Source organism: Tsukamurella hominis, assembly GCF_965137015.1.
Taxonomy (GTDB): Bacteria; Actinomycetota; Actinomycetes; order Mycobacteriales; family Mycobacteriaceae; genus Tsukamurella; species Tsukamurella hominis.
In genome coordinates, this window is record NZ_CBCRZG010000049.1 from 1 (window position 1) to 1957 (window position 1957).

At 54.8% G+C, this 1957-nt stretch carries 2 rRNA genes; both read left to right on the top strand.

Annotation, left to right across the window (positions count from 1 at the left end):
* Nucleotides 1-111 (top strand): 16S ribosomal RNA (locus tag ACM9LD_RS25005); the annotation flags it as partial.
* A 443-nt stretch (nucleotides 112-554) separates the two neighbouring features.
* Nucleotides 555-1957: ribosomal RNA gene (locus ACM9LD_RS25010) — 23S ribosomal RNA — on the top strand; the annotation flags it as partial.

Here is a 1957-nt window from a genome sequence, read left to right on the forward strand (position 1 = left end):
GCCGGTGGCCTAACCCCTTGTGGGAGGGAGCTGTCGAAGGTGGGATTGGCGATTGGGACGAAGTCGTAACAAGGTAGCCGTACCGGAAGGTGCGGCTGGATCACCTCCTTTCTAAGGAGCATTTAGTACCACTTGTCAGCTCGAATGTGGCTGAGGTGGTTGCTCATATTATTGGGTGGAACACTGACACGGTAATTCTTATCGCCTGCTTGGCCGGCTTGTCCGGTGGGTGGGGTTTCGTCGGCACACTGTTGGGTGTCTGAGAGGACACGTCTTCTCTGTTTTGCTGCTGCGTGTCAGCGCCGGCGTACTGGTTCCTTCGGGGTCAGGCTGGTGGCGGTGTGGTGGTGTGTGTTGTTTGAGAATTGTATAGTGGACGCGAGCATCAACATGACGGCGCATCATTTTTGGTGTGGTTGTTGTGTTATGTTTCTGTAATTTTACATGTTTCTGTGTAAGCATTTTGTTGTGTTTTTTTGGCGCTTGATGTCATGAAGGGCGCATCGAATTTGTGATGGCTTTGGTTGTCTCGGGTTTGGTGTGTGTTTTGTGTGTTGTAAGTGTCTAAGGGCGCACGGTGGATGCCTTGGCGCAAGGAGCCGATGAAGGACGTGGGAGGCTGCGATATGCCTCGGGGAGCTGTCAACCGAGCTGTGATCCGAGGATTTCCGAATGGGGAAACCCAGCACCAGTCATGTGGTGTTACCCGCCGTTGAATATATAGACGGTGTGGAGGGAACGAGGGGAAGTGAAACATCTCAGTACCCTCAGGAAGAGAAAACAATAGTGATTCCGTGAGTAGTGGCGAGCGAAAGCGGATGAGGCTAAACCATGCACATGTGATACCGGGTAGGGGTTGTGTGTGTGGTGTTGTGGGGTTCATCTTTTCAGCTCTACCTGGCTGGAGGGCAGTAAGAAAGTGTCATGTTAGGTGAAGTGGCCTGGAACGGTCCGCCGGAGAGGGTGAGAGTCCCGTAACCGAAAACGTGGTGCCTGCCTTGATGGATACCCGAGTAGCAGCGAGCCCGTGAAATTCGCTGTGAATCTGCCGAGACCACTCGGTAAGCCTAAATACTACCTTGCGACCGATAGCGGACAAGTACCGTGAGGGAAAGGTGAAAAGTACCCCGGGAGGGGAGTGAAATAGTACCTGAAACCGTGTGCTTACAATCCGTCAGAGCCCTCGTTGTGGGGTGATGGCGTGCCTTTTGAAGAATGAGCCTGCGAGTCAGTGCTCGGTGGCGAGGTTAACCCGTCTGGGGGTAGCCGTAGCGAAAGCGAGTCCGAATAGGGCGTNTGAGTCGCCGGGTCTGGACCCGAAGCGGAGTGATCTACCCATGGCCAGGGTGAAGCAGCAGTAAGATGTTGTGGAGGCCCGAACCCACTTAGGTTGAAAACTGAGGGGATGAGCTGTGGGTAGGGGTGAAAGGCCAATCAAACTCCGTGATAGCTGGTTCTCCCCGAAATGCATTTAGGTGCAGCGTCACGTGTTTCTTGCCGGAGGTAGAGCTACTGGATGGCCGATGGGCCCTCACAGGTTACTGACGTCAGCCAAACTCCGAATGCCGGTAAGTGAGAACGTGGCAGTGAGACTGCGGGGGATAAGCTTCGTAGTCGAGAGGGAAACAGCCCAGATCGCCGGCTAAGGCCCCTAAGCGTGTACTAAGTGGAAAAGGATGTCCGGTCGCGAAGACAACCAGGAGGTTGGCTTAGAAGCAGCCACCCTTGAAAGAGTGCGTAATAGCTCACTGGTCTAGTGGCTGGGCGCCGACAATGTAGCGGGGCTCAAGTACACCGCCGAAGCCGCGGCACTCACACTTTTGTGTGGGTGGGTAGGGGAGCGTCGTGCAGCCGTAGAAGCAGCAGGGTGACCTAGTTGTGGAGGCTGTGCGAGTGAGAATGCAGGCATGAGTAGCGAATGACACGTGAGAAACGTGTCCTCCGGATGACCAAGGGT